Raw genomic sequence first — 16,844 nt, forward strand, 5'->3', positions numbered from 1 at the left:
GGAACAACCTCACGGCCTGTCTCTCCGACGGAAACGCAGTCCTGGTCTATCCCGCTGCCAACGAACAAGGTTTCGTCTTCCACACCGCTGGACCTTAGCGTCGCAATCCGATCGAATTCGATGGCCTCACCCTCGTAGCCTTCGAACGAGCCAAAGGTCAAGGAACAGCAAATATCCTTTGAATGCCCAGCTCGTGAAGGTTCTCTCCGCGCGAGCGGAGGTGCCCCGCAGGAACTGGAACAGGCGGGCTGCACGAGCGTGTTCTCTCCGCGCGAGCGGAGGTGCCCCGAGGCCAACCTCTTCCGCCTGGTCCTCGGCGACGTTCTCTCCGTGCGAGCGGAGGTGCCCCACAGATGTTCACCTAACGCATGCGCGTGCGTCAGAGGTCGCCGTGGGAATGAGCGGGCTGCCGCCATCGCGTCCTTGAACCGGCCTTCGGCGATGGCCTCGATCGGCGAGCTGTCGTCGAGTTGCGGGTTCATCCCCAACATCCAGGCGCGGGCGACGGCTGGTTCTCGCAGCTGGAGATGAAGGTGAAGACCTGGCAGGCGGACCGCATCCGGTTCTCGGAGTCGATGCGGGGCGTGTTCTGCTGCCGGGCCCATCGCCCGACCTGCTTCGGGTCCTCAACGCCGGCGATGAGGGCAGCGACCTTCTGACTGAAGGTGTCCTGGAGGAGCTGGGCCATTTCGTCGGGCCTCAGTGTGCGTGATCGTGTAGATGCTTCCTCTGGCCTGGTGTTGCGGAGATGGACGACTGAGGATGCCTTGGCAATGATGACCGCATTCGCGGATCCGCTCATGCGTGGACAGTCCGTCGAGCCGGTTGACTCTGTGCAGGCTGCTGAGCGGTGGATAGCGGCTCGTGGCGACCAATGGGTTGCGGATTCTGCCTATTCCTTCGCCGCCGCCGATGGTGGCCTCGTTCTCGGTCAGGTATGCGTCGGCTCGGTGGATCGGCGTCATGCCGTTGGATGGGTGTCCTACTGGACGACGGCAACGGCACGTGGCCAGGGCATAGCTTCCCGTGCCTGCTGTGCTGTGGCCGCTGGGCTTTCGACGATGCCGAACTCTTCCGGCTGGAGCTTGGGCATCGGTGAATAATCCCGCCTCATGCGGTGTGGCTCGCGCTGCCGGCTTCGCGGTGGAAGGACAGCAACGACAGAAGCTCGAGTACGACGGTGTGCGCTTAGACGTGGAACTTCATGCGCCTCTGGCAACTGATAGGGAACCTGTGTCGTTGTGAAAAGGCGGTGCGGGACGGCCCGCTGCTCGCGAGAGTCAACGGGCCGTCAGATGAGTGGCCGTATCAGCTGACCTTGACGGTGTGGGCGGCGGTCCCGTTGTTGAGGCCGAGGTCGCAGATCCGGTGCCAGCCCTCCCCGGTGGGGTCGAAGGAGATGGCGGCCTCGATCCAGCTCGGCGGGATGACGACGCCTCCGCCTCCCTTGGGGAACCGGGTGTACACCTTCGCGATGACGTACGGGCGGTCTTCGCTCTAGACCCGGACCGTGTCATCCACCCACGCCTGGTCGGGCATGTGCCGGGCCAGGGACGTCGCCGGGGATGCGCGGGCAGTCCGTGCAGAACGGGACGCGCTCCCCGGTGATGGCGGGGGAGCCGAGCGAGGAGATCGGGATGGTGGTGGTGCCGGAGTCCCATCCGCCTCGTCCGTGATGAAGCGCTCCCTTCGTCAAGGGGCAGAATTCGAGGGTGTTGGCTTGGGGACCAGCTCTGGGGACCGGTGCCCTGTACACGGATTTGCTGTCTGGAGTTGACCAGGTAGGAGGCCAGGAAGGCGAGCGAGCCTGCCCGTACATGCGCCCGAAATCGCGCGCACTGCCGAGACGCGGGCGGGTGGTGACCCGTCGTGTGGAGGCGATGATCTATGCCGACTGCGCGGTGCAACAGGTGCCGAGCCTCAGTCGTGTCTCGTCAGCGGTCTCGACATGTCGGTGACCGTAGTCGCGCCGCGGCCGACCGGCACTCTCGGTCTTCTGTGGCAGACCGTGTTCATGGCCGCGACGAACGTGTGTCCCGGACTGGAATCCACCGTCATGCGTGCCTGTTCGTCGCCAGGCGTCGACCACTTTGCGGCTCCTCAATCCGCGTTGCGGCGGGGAGGCCCGCCGCTGAGCTGGGGACCAGATGGGGACCACACGGCGTGCGCACTGGTGCACGACGGGTCGACGCACACACTGTCTACGGCGAGACTTAGCGTGCTATATCCAGAAAATCCCCTCGACCCTCACTCCTGGGGGTCAAGGGGTCGCAGGTTCAAATCCTGTCGTCCCGACTTTACGAAGTCGCAGACGAGGGCCGGTGTCGGAGAGATCCGACACCGGCCCTCGTCCGTTTCTGGGTAAGGGGCATGCCTTCTCGGTGAGCCGGCCCGGGCGGAGTGAGGCGTGTTTCGGCGGCCTGTCAGTCCGCGTCGGTGCCCGCGCCCGTGCCCGTGCCCGGTACGGCCGTGGCCCTGCGGCGTGCGGACGCGGTGGCGACGAGTCCCAGGACGGCTCCCACGGCGAGGAGGGCGAGTCCGCGGATCCAGACCGCGCCGTCGACCTGGGTGGCGAGCAGGACGCAGGAGAGCGCCCCCAGGGCCGGGATCGCGGCTGGGGCGCGGAAATGGTCCTGGTTTCCGGAGCCCTCGCGGCGCCGAAGGACGAGGGCGGCGGTGTTCACGGTGAAGAAGACGACCAGCAGAAGGAGCACCAGCGTGGCGGCCAAGGTCTCGATGTCACCGGTGAGGGCGAGGACCAGGGACAGTGCCGTGGTGGTGGCGATGGCCGCCCACGGGGTGCGGCGCTGAGGCAGTACGCGGGTGAGGAACGCGGGCAGCAGACGTTCGCGGGCCATGCCGAAAGCGAGCCGCGAGCACATGATCCCGGTGAGCAGCGCTCCGTTCGCCACCGCCACCAGGGCGATCGCGGAGAACAGCCACTCGGGCACGGCACCGGCCGCTCGCACCACTTCGAGGAGCGGCCCGTCGGAGCCGGCCAGGACGCTGGTGGGGATGGCGGCGGAGGCGGCCGCGCCCACCGCCGCGTAGATGAGTCCGGCCGTACCGAGGGCGCCGAACTGGGCACGCGGGTACGTACGACGCGGGTCGCGGGTCTCCTCGGCGACATTGACGGATGTCTCGAAACCCACGAAGGAGTAGTAGGCGAGAACCGCGCCACTCAGCGCCGCGGCCACGGGGCCGTGATCGGGCGTGCCGAGCTGGACCAGCCGTGCCGGGTCACCGTCGCCTCGGACGACGAGCCAGACGCCGAGACCGATGATGAGGAGGAGGCCGCTGCTCTCGATGCAGGTGGCGACCACGTTCGCGCGGGTGGACTCGCTGATGCCGCGGGCGTTGAGGAGGGCGAGCGCGGCGAGGAAGAGGACGGCGACGAGGGCGACGGGCAGGTCGACGAAGGCGGTGAGGTAGGTGCCGCCGAAGCCCCGGGCCAGCGCGGCGACGGAGACGATCCCGGCCGCCAGCATGCAGAACCCGGTGAAGAAGCCGACGAACGGCCCGTAGGCGAGAGTGGTGTAGTACGAGGCTCCGCCGGCGCGGGGGTACTTCGTGGCGAGCTCCGCGTAGGAGGCGGCGGTCAGCAGCGCCAGACCGAGAGCCACCACCAGCGGGACCCATACCGCGCCGCCGGACTTGGCGGCCACCTGCCCGATCAGGACGTAGACGCCGGCGCCGAGGACATCGCCGAGGATGAAGAAGTACAGCAGGGGCGTCCCCAGCACACGCTTGAGTGAGGCCGGCTGAGCGTCGGGCGCCGATCGGTCTGTCTTCATGCTCACGTCTGCGCTCAGCCTTTCGTCAGGTGGGAGGCGAGAGGTCGGAGGTGGGAGCGCGACGTCCTGATCGAGACCCGTTACCGCAGTGGCCGACGAGCGGAACATCGCTCGGGCCGTGTGACCGTGATGCCCCGCTCGAAACCCGGCGCCGGTCCGGTGTGCGAGGCTGTGGTCCGCCAAGCGATCCGCCTCCCGGAACGTTTCCCCACCGGTCTGATCTCTGAGCCGGGCTGGTTCGGGGGCGTAGAGCCCGTCAGTATCCGTGAGACCGGGCGCGGGGTCAGGGGGCGGTGTCGAAGGCGATGTCCTGGGCGGCACACAGCACGGCGCCCATGTTGCGTTCCATCATCCGCAGCGCCGCGTCGGAGAGCTCGGCGTCGATGTGTGCGACCGCGTCAGGGGGGACGACGACCTCGAAGTGCCTGATGTGGGCGTCCAGCGCCGAGTACAGCACACACTGTTCCGTGACCTGCCCGCACAGCACGAGGCGCTCGACCTTCAGGTCCCCCAGGAGGTAGGCGAGGGGTGTCTCGTAGAAGGCCGAATGCCGGGCCTTCACGACGAACAGTGACTCCTCGTCCGGGGCGATCGGCTCGACGAGTTCCGAGTGCCGCCCCGCGAGTGCGGCCTCCAGGAGTTCTCCGTGGTGGGAGCGCCACCGCCCGAAGTTGTCGTTCACGTAGATGACGGGGGCCCCGTCGTCCCGCGCGCGCTTGAGCAGGTCGGAGATGCCGGGCAGGGCCTTACGGACGGACGGCACGAGCGTGTCGGCGTCCTCGTGGTCGTACGTGTTGAGCATGTCGATCACGATGAGCGCTGTGTGCGGCATGACCCCAGTCTCTCCTCTCGTCGTGCCCTTCGCCCGGCGGGTGCGTGCGAACTTCCGGTCGTGGACATGATCGACAGCGGTGTCCGACGCCGGCAGGCCGGCCCGATACGGGTACCCAGACCAGCGGCCAGAGTCGCGGTCCTGGACCCGGCCGTGCCCGGACATGGCGGCGCGGCCTCGCCCTGGGGGAGGGGAGGCCGCGCCGGGTGGGTGGGTCAGGGGTGGGTGGGGCAGGGGTGGTGGTGTCGGGCGGCGTAGCCGTATCCGTCGGGCTCGCAGGGGTGGCCCTTGCCGATGATCTTGATCGTGGCCCGCGCGGGGTCGCTCGCCGTCTGGTGGCCCGAGGGGTCGGTGCCGGCGGCGCGCGCCACGTTGGTCACGGTGCACCGCTTCCCGGCCCCGGCCCGCTCGTGGTCGCAGGCGGCGAGGTCGGCGTGGGTGACGGTGTAGGTGCCGTGGCAGGTGGTGCTGTCGCCGGGGGCGAGTGTCGTGGCCTCGCAGGTGACGCGGGCGACACGGTCGTCGGCGACCAGGACGTCGTGCAGCGTCGTGCTACCGGTGTTCGTCACCGTGTACGTGTAGCGGACCCTGTCCCCGACGCCGAACGGGCCGCCCGGCTGCGCCCGCTTGTGCAGGGTGAGATGGGGCGCGCCGACCGGGAGCGTCGCGTCGGTGGGGGGTGAGGTCACGGTCCGGTCGTCGGACCGTCCCGTCGCCGTGGCGGTGTTGGTGACGGAACCGGCCGTGCCGTCGGCCTGGCTGATCGTGTACTCCCCGGTGCACGTGGTGCTGTCGCCGGGGCGGCCCTGCGGGGCGAGCGTCGTCGCTTCACAGGTGACATCCGTGACGTGGTCGTCGTGGACCCCGACATCGGTGAGCGTGGTGCCGCCCGTGTTGCGGACGGTGTACGTGTACGTCACCGTCTGGCCGACCGCGTACGGGCCGGGCGTGGCGACCTTCTTCTCGACGGAGATGCCGGACGGCTTCTCGATCGGCACGGTCTCCGAGGACGGCGGTGACGTCACGGTGTCGTCGCCCGAACGGCCTTGTGCCGTGGCCGTGTTGTCGATGCTGCCGCGTTCGACGTCCTCGGCCGTCACGGTGTACGTGGCGGTGCAGGTGACCGTCTCACCGGGGGGGAGCGTGCTCACGGGGCAGGACACCGGCCCGACCTTCGGGTCGTCGACGGTGAGGTCCGTGAGGTCGGTGCCGCCCGAGTTCGTGACCACGAAGTCGTACGGCACGCGGGAGCCTTCGACGAGGTCGCCGGGGAGCGGCCGGCGGACCTGCTTGACGAGGTCGAGCCGGGGCAGCGGGCGGTCCGTGGCGATGGCGACGTTGCGGATCAGATGGACGTCCGTGAACAGGCCGGTGGAGGCGGCGAACCCGAACTTGTAGGTGTCCGGCACCGGTTGGGGCGCCGGAGTCGTCAGCACCTGCTGGGATCCGCGCCCGTCGTTGAAGTCCACCGACACCGTCAGCACGGGGTTCGGCGCCGGGGTGATCTGGACGTGGACCCGGCGGCGCGACGGTTCGAGCGCGGTCTCCGCCTCGGCGGGTCCGGCGCCCGGCGGCAGCTCCGTCAGCGGGCCCTGGAGCGTGCCGGGCAGCGTCGAGGGCCACGGCGGCGTGGTGCCGGTGTTGGACGTGGTGGCCTTGAGGAAGCAGTAGCCCTGGATGCCGTCGCCGGGACCGCGCAGCGTGACCATGTTCGCGCCGGGCCCGGGGATGCGGAAGCCCGTGCCGGCGGGGGAGCGGTTCGCGCAGCCGTTGCCGCGGTGCTCCCAGTCGCCGAAGTAGTTGCCGAGGACGTCCAGGCCGACCCCGAGATACCCGCGGTCCACGCCGGGCAGGAAAGCGGCCGAGGGGTTGTCGTCGGGGAGTTTCTGCGCGTAGCCGAGGCTGCCGCCGAACGCTCCGGGGTGGTTCAGGTCCGTGTCGCCGTCCACGAGGAAGAACGAGATGCCGTCGGCGGGCGTCGCCGGTGTGGTGCTGCCGTACTGCCACTGGTCGAACGTGACGTCGAGGCCGTGGTCGGCGGGCAGGGCGTGGTTGTAGAGCACGGCGCCCGACTGGTCGTTGGACGCGTCGGTGAGCCGCAGATAGCCGCGCGGGTCCGCGTCCGGGGGCGGGACCGGCCCGACACCGTCCGGGCAGCCACCCAGCGCGAGCCCGCCGGGGCCGGGCGCCGCCGCCCCGGGAGCGCCGGTGAGGCAGGCGGAGCCGACACCGGTGAAGTCGGGCGCGCTCGCCCGGGTGAACGTCTCCTCGACGAGCGGGCTGCCGCCCGCCCGGGGCCCCGCGGTCGGGGAGGCGGCGGGGGTCAGGGCAGCGGCCGCGCCGGAGCCGACGCTCAGCGAGAGCGCCACCGCGACGGCGAACCGCACGGCTCTGCCGTGCCGCGGGGAGGAAGATCTGAGCCTTTGCTTCATGGGCAGCATGGCTAGCAGCAACGCCACCGGCGCTCCCCGCGACAGGCCGGTCAGCGGGCAGGAGCACCCGGTCAGCGGGCGGGCGGGCCCCCGCGCGCTGCGCGAAACGGCCTACAGAGAAGCGACTGATCACACCGGCCCGCCCCGCCCCTCGGACCGGTCGCCGCCAGCCCCCCGGCCGCACCGGTACGCAGGGCCCACCGCCCCGGCGGTCGGCACTCCCGTACGCGCAGGACCTTCACCGCACGTCAGAGGTCCAAAGACCCCCCGTTCAGGTGCTCGGCGGTAGTTAGTTTCGCCGTATGAGGACGAACGCGGCAGAAACTACTACCCAGGTCGGCGGCCACCACCACGCCCTGACCGCCAAGGTCCGCACGCTGCTGCCGGGCATGGCCCAGTCGCAGCAGCAGGTCGCGCAGGCGCTGATCGCCGACGCCGAAGGCTGTTCGCGCCGGACGGTGAGCGAACTCGCCGAGCACACCGGGACCAGCGAGACCACCGTCGTACGCACCGCCCGCCTCCTCGGCTACACGGGCTACCGCGAGCTGCGCACCGCCCTCGTCGAACTCGCCGCACAGCAGCGCGTCGAGGACGCCCAGGGCACCGACACCGTGGGCGGCGTCGCTCTGGACGACCCGCTGGAGCAGGTCGTCGCCAAGCTCGCCCAGGAGGAGCGGCAGGTCCTCGCCGACACCGCCGTCCAGCTCGACATCGAGCAGCTCGACGCCGCCCTGACCGCCCTCGTCGGCGCCCGCCGCATCGACGTGTACGGCGTCGGCACCTCCGGCGGCGTCGCCGAGGACCTCGCCGCGAAGCTGATGCGCATCGGCCTCATCGCCCACGCCCACAGCGACGCCCACCGCGCCCTCGCCAGCGCCGTGCAGCTCACCGACGCCGACGTCGCCCTCGCCATCTCCCACTCCGGGACCACCGCCGACGTCGTCGACCCGCTGCGCAAGGCCGCCGCCAACGGCGCCACCACCATCGCCCTCACCAGCACCCCGCGTTCGCCGGTCGCGCACTACGCCGACCACGTGCTCGCCACCGCCGCCGCCCAGGGCAGCGACCTGCGCTCCGCGTCGATGAGCAGCCGTACGAGTCAACTCCTCGTCGTGGACTGCCTGTTCACCGCCGCCGCGCAGCGCACCTACCACGCCACGGCCCAACGCGGCCTCGCCGCCTCGTTCCAGGCCGTCAGCCCCCGCCACCGCGCCACCGCCCCCCGCCTGTGACCCAGGCCCCCACCCATCAGGCCCACCCACCAGAAGGCAGCGTCGCCATGACCGTCACCGACCAGCAGGCCACCGCCCCCTACGGCGACCTGCGCGCGCAGCTCGACACTCTCGCCACCGAGGCGCACCGCCCCGAACTGGCCGAGATCGACCGGCTCGGCACCGAGGAGATCATCCGCACCATGAACGCGGAGGACGCCAAGGTGCCCGCCGCCCTCGCCGACGCGGCCCCCCAACTCGCTGCCGCCGTCGACGCGGTGGCCGAGCGGATGCGCCGGGGCGGACGCCTCATCCACGTCGGCGCGGGCACCGCCGGCCGCATGGGCGTCCTGGACTCCGCCGAGTGCCCGCCCACCTTCAACACCGCCCCCGGCCAGGTCGTCGGCGTCATCGCGGGCGGACTGGACGCCATGCTGAAGGCCGTCGAGGGCGCCGAGGACGACCCGGACGCCGCCGAGAGCGCCCTGCGCGCACTCGGGCTCACCCCCGACGACACCGTGGTCGGCATCTCCGCCTCCGGCCGCACCCCCTTCGCGCTCGGCGGCGTCCGGTACGCCCGCGAGGTCGGCGCCCTCACCATCGGCCTCGCCTGCAACGCCGGCTCCGAACTCGGCGCCGCCGCCGACCTCCCCGTAGAGGTCGTCGTCGGGCCCGAACTCCTCACCGGATCCACCCGGTTGAAGGCGGGCACCGCCCAGAAGCTCGTCCTCAACACCCTGTCGACCGTGGTCATGATCCGGCTCGGCAAGACCTACGGAAACCTCATGGTCGACGTACGGGCCTCCAACGAGAAGCTGCGCGCCCGCTCCCGCCGCATCGTCTCGCTGGCCACCGGCGCCGACGACGCCACCATCGAGGACGCCCTGGCCGCGAGTGACGGGGAGGTGAAGAACGCGATCCTCGTCATCCTCGGCGGGGTCGACGGCCCCGCAGCCGCCCGCCTCCTCGCCGCGCATGACGGCCACCTCCGCGACGCCCTGCACGCCGCGCTGCTCACCCCTTGACCGGCCTTCCCCCAACGACGTACGGAACGGCAGCACCATCATGGACAAGCACACGCAGACCGCTCACGACCTGCTCTCCCTGGTCGGCGGCGCGGACAACGTCACCTCCGTGGCGAACTGCATCAGCCGGCTGCGCCTCGGCATCGCGGACCCCGCACTGATCCAGGCCAAGCAGATCAAGGACCACCCGGCGGTCATGGGTGTCGTCGAGGACGACACGTACCAGATCGTCCTCGGCCCGGCCGCCGTCGGACAGGTCGCCACCGCCTTCGGCCGGCTCGTCGACGAGGAGCGCGGCTCGGCCCCCGCCGCCGATGCCTCCCCGGACGCGCTCGCCGCCAAGGGCGCCGCGATGAAGGCCGCGCAGAAGCAGAAGAACGCCACCAAGGGCAAGCTGTTCATCCGGAAGATCGCCAACATCTTCGTGCCCCTGATCCCCGCGCTCATCGCGTGCGGTGTCATCGCGGGCGTCGGCGGCATCCTCAACTCCATAGCCCTGTCCAGCGGTTCGGACGCGCTGTCCGGCGTCATCCCCATCACCACCGCGCTCGCCCAGGGCTTCATGTCCCTGATCGCCGTGTTCGTCGGCTACAACGCGGCCAAGGAGTTCGGCGGCACACCCATCCTCGGCGGGGCCGTCGCCGCGATCGTCGTCTACCCCGGCGTCGCCGACATCACCAGCACGTTCTTCGGTGAACTCAAGCCCGCCCAGGGCGGAGTGCTCGGCGCGCTCGGCGCCGCCGTCCTCTGCGCCTACCTCGAACGCTGGGCGCGCCGCTGGGTGCCCGAAGCCCTCCAGGTGCTGCTCGTCCCCACCATCGCCGTGTTCCTGTCCGGCCTCGTCGCGCTCCTGCTCCTGATGCCGCTCGCCGGCACCATCGCGGGCGGTATCGGCGACGGCGCGACCTGGCTCCTCACCCACGCGGGCGTCGGAGCGGGCGTCATCCTCGGCGGCCTGTTCTCCTCCCTCGTCATGCTCGGGCTGCACCAGGCCCTCATCCCCATCCACACCACCCTCATCGAGCAGCAGGGCTACAGCGCCCTCTACCCGATCCTTGCCATGGCCGGCGGCGGCCAGGCCGGTGCCGCCCTCGCCGTCTACTTCCGCGCCCGCCGCAACAAGGCGCTGCGCCGCACCATCAAGTCGGCCCTGCCGACCTGCGCCCTCGGCGTCAGCGAACCCGTCATCTACGGGGTGACGCTGCCCCTCGTACGTCCCTTCATCACCGCCGGGATCGGCGCGGCCGTCGGCGGCGGCATCGTGGGCCTCTTCAGCCAGCTCGGCGTCAGCACCGGCTCCACGGCCATCGGCCCCGCCGGACTCGTCCTCGTCCCCCTCCTCGACGGCAGCAAGGGCATCGGCCCGGCGGCTCTCATCTACACGGGCGCCTGGTTCGTCGCGGCGGGCGTGGCCTGCGCGGTGACGTACTTCTTCGGCTTCTCGAAGTCGATGCTGGCCGACCTCAACAACGTGGAGGAGGACCTGGAGGCGGCGGAAGCGGGCGCCAACCCCCTGCCCGCACCGGCGCAGGACCACCCCACGGCCGCCGACCCGGCCCCGGAAGCCGCCCCCGAGCCCGCACCCGAACCGGCCCGCACACCCCAGACCGCCTGACCCCGACCCCCTGACCGCCCGCCCGCCCGCCCGGCCGGCCGCCCGCCCTCCCGACCGCCGTGCCCCGTGCCCTCACCCGGCGCGGGGCACGGCCCCGTCCCGAAAGCACCGCCATGCCCCGCCCCTCCCTCTACGACGACGGCGAGGAACCGGACCCCCGTTTCACCCTCGCCAACGAACGCACCTTCCTCGCCTGGCAGCGCACCGCCCTCGCCCTGATGGCCGGCGGCGTCGGCATCGAGGCGTTCACCGCGCACACCACGCAGCGCGACATCCTGGCTGTCCTGCTCGTCGTGTGCGGCATCGGCTGCGCCGTCACCGCCCTGCTGCGCTGGTCCGGCGCCGAACGCGCCCTGCGCACCGGCCGCCCCCTGCCCCGCTTCCGCGCCGCCCCCGTCCTCACCGGCGCCCTCACGGTCGTGGGCGCCCTCGTCGTCCTGATGGTCGTACGGTGAACTGCCCGCCCCCGCGCGGACCTTGGGACAAGGGGCTGCAACCCGAGCGCACCGCCCTCGCGTGGCGGCGCACCACGCTGGCCCTGGCCGTCGCCGTCCTCGCGCTCGCCCGCCTGATGACGCACCAGCACCTTCGCCCGGCCGTCCTGCTCCTCGCGGCGGGGCTCCCGGCGGCGCTCGCCCTGACCGCCCTCGCGGCCCGCCGCGCCCGTGACACCGAACGCGCCCTGCGCGCGGGCACGCCCCTGCGGGCCGGGGCCCTGCCGCGGGCGTGCACCGCGTTCGTGTGCGCGCTGGGCGCGACGGCACTGGCGTACATCGTGGCGCGGCTCGTCAGCCCGTAGCGGGCGGGGCGCTCGGGGACGTACCGGCGGCGAGGGTCGTACGGAGGCGGTCGGCGGGCAGGGCGTGCGCGACGAAGCCGCCGCGGCCGGTCATCGTGCGGGCGGCCAGGATCGCGTTCAGGACGGCTTCCTCGGTGGCGTCGACGGCGGCGGCGAACAGCGGGCTGATCCGGCGGTGGGGCAGCATCCGCAGCGGGATCTCCGGGGTGGCCGGGGTGCCGTACGCGCCCGCGAGCCCGCTGTTGCCGGTGGCGAACGCGAGGAAGATGTCGCCGCTCCAGTGCTCGCCCGTCCCGCCGAGCCGCCCCACGCCGAGGCCGGCCCGCTGCGCCAGGCGCCGGCACTGGTCGGGCAGCAGGGGCGCGTCGGTGGCGATCACGGCGATGATACTGCCGGACCCGTCGGGCAGCCGCCCGGGGCCGGGCGCCGTGCCGGGCACGCCCGGCAGCGGGATGTCCGTGGTCAGGGGCCCGATCCGGACGCCGTCGACGGTGAAGCGGTCCCGGGTGCCGTGGTTGGCCTGCACGAGCACGCCGACGGTGTGGGCGCCCTCGCCGTCGTCGACGACGCGGGACGCGGTGCCGATGCCGCCCTTGAACCCGTGGGCGATCATGCCGGTGCCGCCGCCGACGTTCCCCTCCGCGACGGGCCCGCCCTCGGCCGCGTCGAGCGCGTCCCGCAGGTCTTGCGCGGTGACGTGCTGCCCGTTGACGTCGTTGAGCCGGCCGTCCCAGGTCTCCCCGACCACGGGCAGCGCCCAGTACTCCTCGTCGGGGCCGCGCAGCGCCGTCTGGTGGGCGACCAGCGCGTCCCGTACGACGCCGACGCTGTGCGTGTTGGTGAGGGCGATCGGTGTCTCCAGGAGCCCGCCCTCGCGGACCCACTCAAGGCCGGTCAGCTCGCCGTTCCCGTTCAGGGTGTGCGAGCCGGCGAACACCGGGTCCCGCCACAGCGCGGGCCCCGGCCTCGGGACGACGACGGTGACCCCGGTCCGTACGCCGTCGCCCCGGACCAGCGTCTTGTGCCCGACGCGCACCCCGGGCACGTCCGTGATCGCGTCGTACTCCCCGGCGGGGCCCCAGCCGGCCCCGATCCCCACGTCCCTGGCTCGCGTCATGCCGTGATCGTAGGGGACCCATGAGAAGGGAGGGGAGGGGCGGCTGCGTGAGAGGGGAGGCGCGGGTTACTGCTTGCCGCTGTAGACCGGGAAGGCGCTGTGCTCCCCGTAGTCGACGTCCCGCAGTTCGCGCAGCGCGGCCATGTCGGCGTCGGAGATGACGAAGTCGACGGCGGCGTTGGCGCGCATGTGCTCGGGGTTCGCGGTCTTGGGCAGCGAGACCGTGCCCAGTTGCAGGGTGTAGCGGATGCAGAGCTGCGGGACCGACACCCCGTACCGCTCGGCCATCGCCCGGACCTCGGGGTTATCGAGGATCGCGCCGTGGGCGATGGGGGAGTACGCCTCGACGAGGATCCGCTGCCGGGCGCAGTGCTCCAGGAGCGCCGAGGGGGTGTTGCCCGCGTGCACCAGCAACTGGTTCACGTGCGGGGTGACGCGCGCGCCGTGCGCGAGGTTCTCCAGGTCGCGCTCCTGGAAGTTGGAGACGCCGATGGCGCGGATCCTGCCCGCCTCGTGGGCCTCTTCGAGCGCGCGCCACGCCTGCCGGTTGCCCTCGGCGTAGTCGCCGCCGCGGAAGTCGTTCCAGGGCTGCGGGCTGTGGATGAGCATCAGGTCGACGTACTCCAGGCCCATCGTCTCCAGCGACGCGTCGATGGCCTCGACGGCCCGCCCGTGGTCCTTGATCTCCGCCGCGAGCTTCGTCGAGACGAACAGCTCCTCGCGGGGGACGGCGGCGGTGCGTACGCCCTCGCCGACGCCGCGCTCGTTGCCGTACGCCTGCGCGGTGTCGATGTTGCGGTAGCCGGTCTCGACGGCCGCGCGGACCGCCTCGGCCGCCCGGTCGTCGTCGATGAACCACGTGCCGAGGCCCAGCTTCGGGATCTCGACACCGTTGGCCAGCGTGTAGGTCTCGTCGAGGACGGTCATGCGGTCGCTCCGTTCTTCGGCAGCTTGCCGTACACCTCGTCGGTGACGGGCTCCAGCCATTTCGTTGCGGACGTCGTCGCCCGGCGTGAGGAAGGCGATGTGGGAGAACCACGCGTCGGCCTTCGCGCCGTGCCAGTGCTTCGTGCCGGCCTGGACCCGGATCACGCACGGGGACGCGCTCCCTCTCCACCGTCGGCCCTTTCGGGCGGGGCGGCATCCGGAGACCGGGTACCCATCTGCGCCGGTTCGGACCGCGGCCGGTGCCATCGCCTTCCATCGCCGAGGAGACCGCAGCTCACAGCCGTACGGAAGGCGCTGCTGTCACACGTACTCGCAGAACCCCCCACGGCACACCGCCCCAACCGGTCGGACGGGACGGGGGACGCGCGGCGCGGGCTCAGGCGCCGAGGGCCGCCGCCAGTCCTTCGCGCAGGTCACGGACGAAGTACTCCGGCATCTCCAGCGACGGGAAGTGACCGCCCGCCTCGGGCGTGTGCCAGCGGACGATCCGCCGGTAGCGCCGCTCGGCCCACGGGCGCGGGGTCTTCTCGATGTCGCGCGGGTACATGGTGACCGCGGCGGGGACGTCGACGCGCAGCTCGGGGTCGAGCGAGTCATGGCTCTCGTGGTAGATCCGGGCCGCCGACGCGCCCGAGCGCGTGAACCAGTACAGGCTGACGTCGTCGAGCACGCGGTCCCGGGAGATCGTCTCGAACGGGCTGTCGTCCGTGTCGGACCACTCCGCGAACTTGTCGAGGATCCACGCGAGCAGCCCGACCGGCGAGTCGACCAGCGAATAGCCGATCGTCTGCGGGCGCGCGGCCTGCTGTTTCGCGTACGCGGCCCGGTGCAGCCAGAAGTCGCGGGTCTCCTCCGCCCACCGCCGCTCGGTGTCCGTCAGGCCCTCCGTCGTCAGCCCGGGCGGAGCCTGCGCGAACAAGGTGTGCACGGCGAGTACGTGCTGCGGGTAGCGGCCCGCGAGGACCGTCGTGATGTTGCCGCCCCAGTCGCCGCCGTGCGCCGCGAACCTGTCGTGTCCGAGCCGCCGCATCAGCTCCACCCAGGCCGCGGCGATCCGCTCGGTGCCCCAGCCGGTCGCGGCCGGCTTGTCGCTGTACCCGAAGCCCGGCAGCGACGGCACCACCACGTGGAACGCGGGCGCCGCCGCGTCCGCCGGCCCCGCCAGCGCGTCCACCACGTCCACGAACTCCGCGACGCTGCCCGGCCAGCCGTGCGTCAGGAGCAGCGGTGTCGCGTCCGCGCGCGGTGAACGGCGGTGCAGGAAGTGGATGCCGAGCCCGTCGATCGTCGTACGGAACTGCCCGATCTCGTGCAATCGCGCCTCGAACGAGCGCCAGTCGTACGCGGTACGCCAGTACTCCACGAGGTCCACGAGATCGGCGAGCGGGACGCCCTGCGCCCACCTGCGCGCGCCGGGCCCCGCGCCCTGCACGGTCTCCGGCTCGGGCAGCCGCGCCGCGGTCAACCGCGCCCGCAGATCGTCGAGTTCGGCGTCGCTCACCCGGCTGACGAAGGGTTCTACGGCGGTGCCGGCGCGGCCCGACTCGGGGGGTGCGGCGGCGCCTGACTCGAAGGGGGAGGCGGCGGTGCTCGGGCGGGGCATGGGGGCTCCTCGGCGTCGCGGGACCGGCCACCGTCGATGTGAACCGGCTTAGACGGTTCTAGCAAGGGGGCCGGGTACGCCGCAACCGGCTAAGCTGGTTCCATGCGTGGTGAGTTTCCCGAGTTCCGCCTCGGCAGGGTGCTGGCGACGAGCTTCACGGCGACGCTGACCGAGCGGTGCGGCGAGCCCGTCGAGCGGATCCCGGTGCCGGGCCGGCTGGTCGACTGGCTGGCGGTGAGCGGCCTCGCCGTGGACTCCTGCACCCCCGACCAGCTCGCCCTCGCCCGGGAACTGCGTGAGGCGATCCATGCCGCCGCGACCGCGGGCGCGCTGGCCGAGCCGCTGCCCGCGCCGGCGGTCCGGATCATCAACGAACGCAGTGTTCAGGGGCGCGCCGCCGCCGTCCTCACGCCCGAGGGTGCGCGGCGTTGGCGGCTCGGCCCGGACGCGCGCGTCGAGGACGCCCTCGGGGTGATCGCCGGCGACGCGGTCGACATCCTCTCCAGCGAGCGCGACGGGCGGCTGGCGCTGTGCGCGTCCCCGACCTGCCGCGCCGCGTTCTTCGACACGAGTCAGAGCCGCACCCGCAAATGGTGCGAGATGAACACCTGCGGCAACCGCCAGAAGAAGGCGCGCTTCCAGGCCAACCGCCGTCAGAGCGACCCGGTGTGACCGCCGGAAAACCGGTCGACAGCGGTCCGGCGCGCTCGGCACAGTGGATGCCCGTGACGAGCAGTGAACTGTGGGACCACGCGACCGCCGAACGCTACGACGCCGGGGAGACCGAGATGAACTCGGCCGCCGTCCTCGGCCCGACCCTCGACTTCCTCGTCGAACTCGCCGCCGAAGGCCCCGCGTTGGAGCTGGCCATCGGCACCGGCCGGGTCGGCGTCCCCCTCCGCGCGAGGGGCGTGCCGGTCACCGGGATCGAACTGTCGCCCCACATGGCGGCGGTGCTGCGCCGCAAGGTCGACGCCGAGCAGCTCCCCGTGACCATCGGGGACATGGCGACCACGGTCGTCCCGGGCGAGTTCACCCTCGTCTACCTCGTCTACAACACCATCACGAATCTGCTCACGCAGGACGAACAGGTGCAGTGCTTCCGTAACGCCGCCCGCCACCTGGCGCCCGGCGGCCGGTTCGTCATCGAACTCGGCGTGCCGCCACTGCGGTTCCTGCCGCCCGGCCAGGTCGCCGTGCCCTTCGACGTGTCCGAACGGCATCTCGGCTTCGACACGTTCGACCTCGTCGAGCAGATCCTCGTCTCGCACCACTTCACCCGCGACGGCGACCACTACCGCCGCGGCGCCTCCCGGCACCGCTACGCCTGGCCCGCCGAACTCGACCTCATGGCCCGTATCGCCGGCCTCACCCTCGAACGCCGCGTCGCGGACTGGGACGGAAGCCCCTTCACCGAGGACTCCGCGAAGCACATCTCCGTGTGGCGCAAGGGGAGTTGAGGGGAAAG

At 71.8% G+C, this 16,844-nt stretch carries 16 protein-coding genes; 8 read left to right on the forward strand and 8 right to left on the reverse strand.

Annotated features, from left to right (window positions below; all coding sequences use genetic code 11):
* Positions 1-478: 478 nt before the first annotated feature.
* On the reverse strand, positions 479-688 hold the full coding sequence (locus ACZ7LY_RS24290; RefSeq protein ID WP_471626794.1) for a hypothetical protein: 210 nt from the start codon (positions 686-688) through the stop codon (positions 479-481).
* 88 nt (positions 689-776) lie between these two features.
* Between ACZ7LY_RS24290 and ACZ7LY_RS24295 the strand changes: the two genes are divergently transcribed.
* On the forward strand, positions 777-1,103 hold the full coding sequence (locus ACZ7LY_RS24295; protein WP_471626886.1) for a GNAT family N-acetyltransferase: 327 nt from the start codon (positions 777-779) through the stop codon (positions 1,101-1,103).
* A gap of 205 nt (positions 1,104-1,308) precedes the next feature.
* On the opposite strand, the gene ACZ7LY_RS24300 is transcribed toward ACZ7LY_RS24295, so the two are convergent.
* The 4 genes from ACZ7LY_RS24300 to ACZ7LY_RS24315 all read right to left on the reverse strand — a co-directional run bounded on the left by ACZ7LY_RS24300 (position 1,309) and on the right by ACZ7LY_RS24315 (position 7,058).
* The gene (locus ACZ7LY_RS24300; RefSeq protein ID WP_471626795.1) at positions 1,309-1,467 is read right to left on the reverse strand and encodes a hypothetical protein; all 159 of its coding nucleotides are present in this window, start codon (positions 1,465-1,467) and stop codon (positions 1,309-1,311) included.
* A gap of 956 nt (positions 1,468-2,423) precedes the next feature.
* Positions 2,424-3,794, reverse strand: coding sequence for an APC family permease (locus tag ACZ7LY_RS24305; protein WP_471626796.1), 1,371 nt, complete (start codon positions 3,792-3,794; stop codon positions 2,424-2,426).
* A 283-nt stretch (positions 3,795-4,077) separates the two neighbouring features.
* Positions 4,078-4,626 carry a cysteine hydrolase family protein gene (locus ACZ7LY_RS24310; protein ID WP_471626797.1) on the reverse strand — a complete coding sequence of 183 codons (549 nt, stop codon included), beginning with the start codon at positions 4,624-4,626 and terminating at the stop codon, positions 4,078-4,080.
* A gap of 215 nt (positions 4,627-4,841) precedes the next feature.
* Positions 4,842-7,058, reverse strand: coding sequence for a DUF7507 domain-containing protein (locus tag ACZ7LY_RS24315; protein WP_471626798.1), 2,217 nt, complete (start codon positions 7,056-7,058; stop codon positions 4,842-4,844).
* A 302-nt stretch (positions 7,059-7,360) separates the two neighbouring features.
* On the opposite strand from ACZ7LY_RS24315, the gene ACZ7LY_RS24320 reads away from it, so the two are divergent.
* The 5 genes from ACZ7LY_RS24320 to ACZ7LY_RS24340 all read left to right on the forward strand — a co-directional run bounded on the left by ACZ7LY_RS24320 (position 7,361) and on the right by ACZ7LY_RS24340 (position 11,708).
* Entirely contained in the window at positions 7,361-8,290 is a 930-nt protein-coding gene (locus tag ACZ7LY_RS24320) for a MurR/RpiR family transcriptional regulator (RefSeq protein ID WP_471626799.1), read from the forward strand.
* A gap of 47 nt (positions 8,291-8,337) precedes the next feature.
* Entirely contained in the window at positions 8,338-9,294 is a 957-nt protein-coding gene (murQ, locus tag ACZ7LY_RS24325; RefSeq protein WP_471626800.1) for an N-acetylmuramic acid 6-phosphate etherase, read from the forward strand.
* 40 nt (positions 9,295-9,334) lie between these two features.
* Positions 9,335-10,909, forward strand: a complete 1,575-nt coding sequence (locus tag ACZ7LY_RS24330) for a PTS transporter subunit EIIC (protein WP_471626801.1) — start codon at positions 9,335-9,337, stop codon at positions 10,907-10,909.
* A gap of 113 nt (positions 10,910-11,022) precedes the next feature.
* On the forward strand, positions 11,023-11,364 hold the full coding sequence (locus ACZ7LY_RS24335) for a YidH family protein (RefSeq protein ID WP_471626802.1): 342 nt from the start codon (positions 11,023-11,025) through the stop codon (positions 11,362-11,364).
* Complete coding sequence (locus ACZ7LY_RS24340) at positions 11,361-11,708, forward strand: DUF202 domain-containing protein (RefSeq protein WP_471626803.1); 348 nt, start codon at positions 11,361-11,363, stop codon at positions 11,706-11,708. The genes ACZ7LY_RS24335 and ACZ7LY_RS24340 overlap by 4 nt, the downstream gene beginning before the upstream one ends.
* On the opposite strand, the gene ACZ7LY_RS24345 is transcribed toward ACZ7LY_RS24340, so the two are convergent.
* The 3 genes from ACZ7LY_RS24345 to ACZ7LY_RS24355 form a co-directional block, all read right to left on the reverse strand.
* The gene (locus ACZ7LY_RS24345; RefSeq protein ID WP_471626804.1) at positions 11,698-12,825 is read right to left on the reverse strand and encodes a DmpA family aminopeptidase; all 1,128 of its coding nucleotides are present in this window, start codon (positions 12,823-12,825) and stop codon (positions 11,698-11,700) included. The genes ACZ7LY_RS24340 and ACZ7LY_RS24345 overlap by 11 nt on opposite strands.
* 66 nt (positions 12,826-12,891) lie before the next feature.
* Positions 12,892-13,752 (reverse strand): aldo/keto reductase, encoded by an 861-nt coding sequence (locus ACZ7LY_RS24350; RefSeq protein ID WP_471626805.1) that lies wholly within the window; start codon positions 13,750-13,752, stop codon positions 12,892-12,894.
* A 397-nt stretch (positions 13,753-14,149) separates the two neighbouring features.
* A complete protein-coding gene (locus tag ACZ7LY_RS24355) occupies positions 14,150-15,376 on the reverse strand; it encodes an epoxide hydrolase family protein (RefSeq protein ID WP_471626806.1) in 1,227 nt (408 codons plus the stop codon).
* A gap of 102 nt (positions 15,377-15,478) precedes the next feature.
* Between ACZ7LY_RS24355 and ACZ7LY_RS24360 the strand changes: the two genes are divergently transcribed.
* Together ACZ7LY_RS24360 and ACZ7LY_RS24365 are read left to right on the forward strand one after the other, a co-directional pair.
* Positions 15,479-16,048 (forward strand): CGNR zinc finger domain-containing protein, encoded by a 570-nt coding sequence (locus ACZ7LY_RS24360; RefSeq protein WP_471626807.1) that lies wholly within the window; start codon positions 15,479-15,481, stop codon positions 16,046-16,048.
* 53 nt (positions 16,049-16,101) lie between these two features.
* Positions 16,102-16,836, forward strand: coding sequence for a methyltransferase domain-containing protein (locus ACZ7LY_RS24365; protein WP_471626808.1), 735 nt, complete (start codon positions 16,102-16,104; stop codon positions 16,834-16,836).
* Positions 16,837-16,844 lie beyond the last annotated feature (8 nt).

It is taken from the genome of Streptomyces sp. NPDC107550 (genome assembly GCF_055639095.1).